This window comes from Neptunicoccus sediminis, assembly GCF_001719615.1.
GTDB lineage: Bacteria > Pseudomonadota > Alphaproteobacteria > Rhodobacterales > Rhodobacteraceae > Amylibacter > Amylibacter sediminis.
Genome location: NZ_MDVX01000048.1, coordinates 1 through 7724, shown reverse-complemented (window position 1 = coordinate 7724; position 7724 = coordinate 1). Strand labels below are relative to the sequence as shown.

7 protein-coding genes and 2 pseudogenes are annotated in these 7724 nt (G+C 60.0%); 6 read left to right on the top strand and 3 right to left on the bottom strand.

Going from position 1 to position 7724, the window contains the following annotated elements:
* Nucleotides 1-410, top strand: a pseudogene (locus tag BFV97_RS17870) (recombinase family protein); the annotation flags it as partial.
* Nucleotides 411-488: 78 nt separating this feature from the next.
* Here BFV97_RS17870 and BFV97_RS17865 read toward each other — a convergent pair.
* Nucleotides 489-884, bottom strand: coding sequence for a PIN domain-containing protein (locus BFV97_RS17865; RefSeq protein ID WP_009503865.1), 396 nt, complete (start codon nucleotides 882-884; stop codon nucleotides 489-491).
* Nucleotides 874-1101, bottom strand: a complete 228-nt coding sequence (locus BFV97_RS17860) for an AbrB/MazE/SpoVT family DNA-binding domain-containing protein (RefSeq protein WP_009503866.1) — start codon at nucleotides 1099-1101, stop codon at nucleotides 874-876. Before BFV97_RS17860 ends, BFV97_RS17865 begins: the two co-directional genes overlap by 11 nt.
* Before the next feature lie 208 nt (nucleotides 1102-1309).
* On the opposite strand from BFV97_RS17860, the gene repA reads away from it, so the two are divergent.
* From repA to BFV97_RS19265, 5 genes and pseudogenes are all read left to right on the top strand, one after another.
* On the top strand, nucleotides 1310-2503 hold the full coding sequence (gene repA / locus BFV97_RS17855) for a plasmid partitioning protein RepA (RefSeq protein ID WP_009503867.1): 1194 nt from the start codon (nucleotides 1310-1312) through the stop codon (nucleotides 2501-2503).
* Entirely contained in the window at nucleotides 2487-3419 is a 933-nt protein-coding gene (gene repB / locus BFV97_RS17850) for a plasmid partitioning protein RepB (RefSeq protein WP_009503868.1), read from the top strand. Before repA ends, repB begins: the two co-directional genes overlap by 17 nt.
* Nucleotides 3420-3632: 213 nt before the next feature.
* Nucleotides 3633-4844 carry a plasmid replication protein RepC gene (gene repC / locus BFV97_RS17845; RefSeq protein WP_009503869.1) on the top strand — a complete coding sequence of 404 codons (1212 nt, stop codon included), beginning with the start codon at nucleotides 3633-3635 and terminating at the stop codon, nucleotides 4842-4844.
* A gap of 168 nt (nucleotides 4845-5012) precedes the next feature.
* Nucleotides 5013-6619: pseudogene (locus tag BFV97_RS19220) on the top strand (ParB/RepB/Spo0J family partition protein); the annotation flags it as partial.
* Between the two features lie 13 nt (nucleotides 6620-6632).
* Nucleotides 6633-6773: a hypothetical protein gene (locus BFV97_RS19265; RefSeq protein ID WP_009503871.1), complete on the top strand. Its 141-nt coding sequence runs from the start codon at nucleotides 6633-6635 to the stop codon at nucleotides 6771-6773.
* Between the two features lie 156 nt (nucleotides 6774-6929).
* Here BFV97_RS19265 and BFV97_RS17835 read toward each other — a convergent pair.
* Nucleotides 6930-7724: sensor histidine kinase (locus tag BFV97_RS17835; RefSeq protein WP_245667824.1), on the bottom strand; the 795-nt coding region annotated here is incomplete at its 5' end.

The window sequence follows — 7724 nt, the reverse complement described above, 5'->3', positions numbered from 1 at the left end:
AGGACGGCTACATGGAGCGTCTGAACGAAACGGCACAAGATTGGGTGCCCCATGTGCGCCGGTTGCGCCCCGACTTGGCCTGGGAAGACGTGGTGCGCATCATCAACGGCCCCTTGCCCGAGGCGCGTCGCTGGACCCAAAGCCGTCTCTTGCGCGCCGTGAAGGCCTATGTCCGCGACGGCTTCCTGCCCGAGACAGTTTTGGCCCGCGCCGGCCGCCGCGAAACCGACGACCGCCTGCCCGCCATCGTCGCCGCCATCAAGGGCGCGGATCCCGGCATTACGCTCCAGGCGATCTGTGAACGGCTGGAATCTATGCGCGAACGCACACCACGTGGCCGAACGAGATGGCAGCCGTCGTCAGTCAAGATGCTGTTGGAGCGGGCGGAGAGGCTGGGGCTGCTTGAGTAGCCTAACAACCTTGCAAATCCTCCACTACAGGGAAGGATTACAAGGTTGTGGTCAGTTTCAGGCACAGAAGCCGTCCGCTCATGCAAAGGGGTTGACGATGCGAAGCTGGCCTTCCACCAGCAGGCCATCTTGCATGTCCTCGCTCCACAGCGTGGTACACCCCGCAACCAAAGCGCTGGCCACGATCATCGCGTCGTAGATCGAGAAGCCGTAGCGTTCCGCCAAAGCGCGGCCGACGTCATGGGTCTGCACGGAGAGATCTTCGACGGGACACAAGGCGCGCACGCCTTCGAGAAAGGCCGCTGCTTCCTCCCAACCGAGGCCAGCTTTGCGGCGGCAGTTCACCAGTGACTCGTTTAGAACCTGAACGCTGATCCGGGGCCCCTGCCCCAGGATGACCTCGGCGCGATCGGCCTTTGGGCCATCGTCGAGCAGGTAAAGAACGACATTCGTGTCCGCGAACTCAGCGCTCATGTGCGTCGTCGCGGCTCAGACGTTCTGCTGCGGACAACTTGCCCCGGAAGCGGCGCAGGCCGGTAAGTACCTCATCCGCACGAGCAAGGCGACGGACTCTGACCCGACCGTCGTCCTTGACCAGGTCGATCTGATCACCCTCCTTGAGACCAAGCTCTCGGACGAGCTCCGCGGGCAAACGGACGGCCAGCGAGTTACCCCATTTTGCGACCTGCATCGTGACCTCCCATGCGGATATACGTCTTGTAATGTATATCCGAAAGGTTCCTAAGACAAGCCTGCCGCAAACCCTAGCTACTCTTGTGCATGACGCAGCGACTGACACCAAATCTAGAAAGAGCTTGCACGAATCTGATAGCTCGGGCAATAGTCTCGATAAATAACGCGCGATCACATAAAAAACGCGCCCACGAATCGAGGCAGAGATGAGCGAAGCTGAGCAGGACCTGGACATTGCCATCGGGCACTACGCAGAGCTTCTTGCGTCCAATCTTCATGCGCAACGTGCTGCCCACTTCCCTCCCGACGCCAAAAAAGTCATGCGCAGCCTGACCAGCGGCGAGGCGGCCGAGTTGCTTGGCGTCGATCATACCTACCTTCGCAAGCTTCATCGAGAAGGAAAGATCGCTGACGTCGAAACCACTGCGGGCAGCCACCGGCGATATACCCTCGATGATATCTGGGAGATTCGCCACGCTCTTGAGGCAAACGCGAAGAAGCCTGGAACCTACGTTCCGGGGCGTCGTGCCGGTGACGAGCTTCAGATTGTTTCTGTTGTGAACTTCAAAGGCGGGTCCGGGAAAACGACAACATCCGCTCACCTTGCACAGCGCTTGGCTCTCAAGGGATATCGTGTCCTTGCGATCGATCTGGACCCCCAGGCATCCCTTTCCGCGCTGCATGGCATCCAGCCTGAGCTGGACCTGATGGAGGGTGGCACGCTGTATGATGCGGTTCGCTACGATGAACCGGTCCCGATCTCGGACGTGATCCGCAAGACCTACATCCGTGGTCTTGACCTGATTCCCGGGAACCTCGAGCTCATGGAATTCGAACATGAGACACCGGCAGCCATTCAGCGTGGCGGCGCCCGCGCATTCTTTGCCCGTGTGCGCGACGCGCTCGACAGTGTCGAAGCGGACTATGACGTCGTCGTCATCGACTGTCCGCCGCAGCTTGGTTTTTTAACCATGTCCGCCCTTTCAGCATCTTCAGGGGTGCTTGTTACCGTTCACCCCCAAATGCTCGATCTGATGTCCATGTCGCAGTTTCTGCGAATGACCGCTGATCTGCTTGGCGTCATCCGGGATGCTGGCGCAAACCTTCGCTTCGACTGGCTGCGCTTTCTGCCGACCCGCTACAAGGTGGGTGATGCCCCGCAGACCGAGGTCATTGCTTTCATCCGGGGTCTGTTCGGCAGGTCAGTCCTGACCAACCACATGGTTGAGTCTACTGCGATCTCTGATGCAGGGCTGACGAAGCAGACGCTCTACGAGGCCGACAAGAAGGACTTCACGCGTCAGACTTTCGATCGTGCAATCGAATCCATGAACGCCGTCAACGACGAGATCGCGGCGATCATCCAGAACACGTGGGGACGCAATGGCAAGAAAGCCTAAACTGGGACTGCCACTGCAGACCCTGCGCAACGCGCCCGACGCTCTTGAAGGGCGCAGGCTGCGCGGCGGCGTTTTCGAAATCGAGCCTGACCAAATCGAAATCACAGGTCGGCTCGATGACAGGCTGCAGATTGAGACTGCGGGCCTCAAGGCGTCAATTTCCAAGAACGGACAGCGAGTACCAATCCTCGTCCGGCCGCTTGATGGTGATCGCTACAGCCTGATCTATGGCCGTCGTCGACTGGAAGCTTGCAGAGAACTTGGGATCAAGGTCCGCGCCATTGTCACAGAGATGGAGGGCGATCAGGCACTTCGTGATCAGCTGTTAGAGAACCAAGAGCGGCGGGATCTAAGCTTCATCGAACGAGCGCTTGTTGCCGCAGCCTTGCTCGACGGTGACCATCTGAGCGCATCCGAACGCACTAACAAGGGTGTCGCCGAGGTTCTCAATCTGACCGAGGCAGGAGTGTCGCAGCTGTTAAGCGTGGTCCGCACCGTTGGGGAGGACCTGGTCCTCGCCATCGGTGCCGCTCCGGGCATTGGTCGGCCCAGGTGGGAAGAGCTCAAGAAGTTGCTGGGGGCTACGGATGCCGATCGCGAACTGCTTGCAGCTTTGGCGGGTGAGGCCAAAACATCCTACCAAGGCGGTATTGACGAGAAATCCGATCATGCATTTTTGGCCGTCCTCTCTGCTGCAGGGAAGCCCGAACAGACCACATCCTCGTCTCGCCCTCGCGGGCGGCCCGGCACGGTGATTCCGGGGGTCGGTGCCGCCACTGTCACGACCGGACGTCGTGGAAAGCAACTCAAGCTCGAGTTGAAGGCCGAGGAGAGCGATTTTGTCAGCTGGCTTGAGGGCAACGCCCCGCAGCTGATCGCCGAGCTTCACGAGCGCTGGAAGCGTTCGGAAGACTGAGGAAGAGCAACAATCAAAAAGGAGGCACGAGACAGGCAGAAAAGAAAAAGGCCCCGAGAAGCAAGCTTCACGAGACCTTTCTTAGGTTTCGCACGGGACCAGCCCGCTACAAAACTTCAGTTTTCGCACCTCTGAATGTAGCGATCTGGCCCCTTTCCCGCAAGCGCAAAGCGATTCGCGGGCCAGGGAAATTTTGCCTTCGTGAATGACATCATGGATTACACACCGATTTCGCCGTTTATGCGGCCGATATCGCACGCCCATCTGCGCGTGGTCGAGCGTCCTGAGGCGTCTGTTCCCGGCAGGCCCGTCAACAAGTGGGAGCTCCTCCGCGAGCTGTCCAAGGCACAGGCGGCCTTTGGGGTTTCCGAGCGCGATCTGACCGTTCTTCAGGGGCTTCTCAGCTTCTTTCCGGACGATGCGCTTGGCGGGAACACCGAAATGGTCGTCTTCCCATCCAACAAGGCGATCTGCGAGCGGCTGAACGGCATGCCTTGCTCGACGATGCGCCGTCACCTCGCCCGGTTGGTAGAGGCACGCTTGCTCATGCGGCGCGATAGCCCCAATGGGAAGCGGTATGTGCGCAAGCGTGGCGAAGATCGGGTGGCCTTCGGCTTTGATCTCTCCCCGCTCTATTGCCGGGCCGAGGATATTGCACGGGCTGCAGAGGCTGTGCGTGAGGCCGAGGACCGTGTGCGGCGACTGAGGGAGGTAGTGAGCCTTATGCGTCGCGACTTGGCCGCTCTGGCGGAGTTCGGCGAGGAGATCCAGCCCGGGCTTGGCCTGTGGGACCAGCTCCGCGACAAGGCAGCCCTCACCGCCCGCGCTCTTCGCCGCAAACTCTCGCTTGAGGATCTGTCGGCATTTCGGACTGAACTGGAGACCCTTCTTGACCAGGCGCGTAATGTGATTGACGGTCCTGAAACAGAAGAAATGAACACCAATGATGCCCAATGTGAGCGTCACCATCATAATTCAAATAAAGAATCTATAGATCTTGAACCTGCCTTAGAAAAAGGCGGGGCGGCGGGACGCGCGCCTGATGATGATACGGGTGAGCCCGTGGCTGACCTTGAAGAGCCTGACACGAGGCGGGTGCCGAAAATCCCTCTCCACCTGGTAATCGCCGGCTGTCCCTCGCTCAAGACTTTCTATCAGGGCGACATTCGACACTGGCACCAACTTTTCGACGCGGCTTGTCATGTAAGGCCGGCCATGGGGATCAGTGTTTCTGCGTGGGAAGAAGCGCAACGCTGCATGGGACCAGAGCAAGCCTCGATCGTCGTCGTGGCCATGCTGGAACGTTTCTCTGACATCAGATCACCGGGTGGATACTTGCGGGCGCTGACGTCCAAGGCCGCGGCGGGCGAATTCTCTTGCGGTCCGATGGTCATGGCTTTGATCGGTCGGCGAAGTGCGGCTTAACAGCTGTTAAGTTTCAACGCCGCGGTGCTCAGTTGGCATGACTTAACAGCTGTTAAGTCGCCTCTTGGCAACCATACGATCATCGAGAGGCAAAGGAGTGTTGGTTTGAGGGTGACGGGAAATGAGATCGGGAGAGTGGCTTCCGGCGCCCGTCGTGGAGAAGATCTGATGACGAAAGCTGTCCAGAAAATCACCCTGTCCCCGTCCCGGGATATCCCTTTTGACAAACTGGTGTTGAGTCAGTCCAACGTGCGGCGCATCAAGGCTGGCGTGTCCGTCAAGGAACTGGCCGAAGACAGCGCCCGCCGCGGCCTCTTGCAGAGCCTGAGCGTGCGGCCCGTGTTGGCTGACGATGGCACCGAGACCGGCAAGTCGAGATCCCGGCCGGTGGCCGTCGGTTCCAAGCATTGTCCCTGCTGGTGAAGCATAAGTGTTTGGCAAAGACCACGCCCATTCCCTGCATCGTGCGCGATGCTGCGTCCGACATCCTGGCCGAGGATGATTCCCTTGCAGAAAACATGCATCGCGTCGCCCTGCACCCGCTCGACCAGTTCCGCGCGTTTGTGGCGCTGCGGGATAAGGGCCAGAGCGATGCAGAGATTGCTGCCGCCTTCTTCGTGACGCCACAGATCGTGAAGTAGCGCCTGAAACTCGCTTCCGTCGCCCCTGCCCTGCTTGAGGTCTATGCCGAGGATGGCATGACGCTGGAGCAGCTCATGGCCTTCACCGTGAACCCCGATCACGCGCGTCAGGTTCAGGTCTGGGATGTGATCCATTCATCCTGGAACAAGGAGCCATTCCAGATCCGGCGCATGCTGACAGAGACCTCGGTCCGGGCGTCTGACCGGCGCGCGGTCTTTGTGGGTGCTGAGGCCTACGAAGCGGCGGGCGGCACGATGTTGCATGACCTTTTTCAGGGCGATGACGGTGGCTGGCTCGAGGACCCTGCCTTGCTCGATCGGCTGGTGACGGAAAAACTCCAGGCCGAGGCTGAGACGATTGCCGTTGAGGGCTGGAAGTGGATCGAGGTCGCACTCGACCTGCCCTACGGCTACAGCTACAGGCTGCGGTCCCTATCCGGCGATCCGGCACCGATGACGGATGAGGAAGGTGCGGCCCATGCCAAGCTGCTCGCCGAGTATCGGGCGCTGGAAGAGGAATACGCGGGTCAGGATGAGATCCCCGACAAGGTCGACACGCGGCTTGGCGTATTGGAAGCGGAGATGGAAAGGATCGAGACCCGGCCGTTGATCTTCGACGCGGAGGAGATCGGGCGGGCAGGGGCGTTCGTCACGCTCGACCGCTACGGCGCGCTGGCCGTCTATCGCGGCTATGTGCGGTCAGAGGATGAGCCTGTTGAGGAGGCAGCGGTCCAGGATGATACTGATCCTGCGGTGGCGGGGCAGGGTGCTGATCGTGATCTCACCGATGGCCATGGCAGTGCCGCTCCTGGCGGAACCATCATTATGTCGGGTGGCCAGCCTATCGGAGCTGACTTCCCGGAGGATGAGGATGACGGAGCGCTGAAGCCACTGCCCGAGCGGCTCGTAATCGAGTTGACGGCACACCGGACGCTGGCGCTGCGTGAAGCGATCGGGCGCTCGCCCGACGTGGCGTTGATTCTGCTGCTGCTGAAGATTGTGACGGACACCTTCCGCACTTCCTCTGCTTCGGGAAGCTGTCTCGAAGCCTCAGTGCGTCACATCTACATGCCGGCGCAGGCGAGCGATCTGAAGGACAGCGTGGTGGCAAAGCTGGTCGACGAGCGTCATGCGCCGGAACGATCTCGTGGCGCTGGACGATGAGGACCATGCCGAAGGGCAGGGGGCGGATGCCGAAGCGGCTGACAGCGTCAGTGAAGCTGACCTTCCTGCATTTCTGACGGATGACCTGCCTGCTGAAGGCGCGTCGATGCTGGCCTCGGAATAACGTGATCCAGCGGGGGGCGGAGATTCCGCCCCCAATCACCCTATAGTGTAATAATATCAATGGGATGAGTGCGATTACTCGCATTCAGAATGAAGAATCATGTCTACAACAACCATCATCGACACCGCACCCCTCGGGGCGCTGCGACGTGAGACTTCAAGGCCAATGCTCCCGATCTTTCACATGGGCATTTGGAGCATCCGTTGGCAATCTGACGGATGCCTGAAATCCAGAAGTTTCACCGGGACGTGGTGACTGGAGCAAGAGAGAGGTTTCGATCCGTTCTGCGATGGCTGAGACGATAGCGAGGCCAAGCCCGCTACCATCAGTTTTTGCATCTGCCCTCTCGAAGCGCCCTGTCAGGCGTTCGAGTGTTTGGGTTGCTACCGCGGGGCCCTCGTTCGCCACGATCAACTGCCCGTCGCTCGTGAGTGTAACCTCGACTGGGGCATTCTGCGCCCCGTGGCGTAGGGCGTTTTCCACCAGATTCCGGCACAGAATTCCCAATGCGTCGGGGTCGATATCAGACAAGACAGGCGTGTCCGGCAAGTTCAACATAAGGCGCCCGTTCTCTGTGCTGCGCGCAATATCTTCCACCACGACCCGAGTGATGGTTCTGACATCAGCGCTCTGGTCCATCCGAAGTCTACCGCCTTCCGCCCGCGCAAGCTGCAGGAGACGTTCGGACAGCCGAGCGAGACGCTTGAGCGTCGCCTCGATCTCGGCGGCGCGCGCGTCGATGGTCGGATCTTTGGTCTCTGACCGCAGTCGCTGCGCCTGGGCGATAGCGCCCGCCAATGGTGTCCTTAGTTCATGAGCCGCATTGGCTGCAAAACTTCGCTCAGCCTCGAACGCGTCGCGCAACCGAGCCAAAAGGCTGTTCAAGGTTGCAGCCAGCGGGCCGATTTCCGTCGGCAGGTCGGCCGCGGGTACTTCTGACAGGTCGCGCAC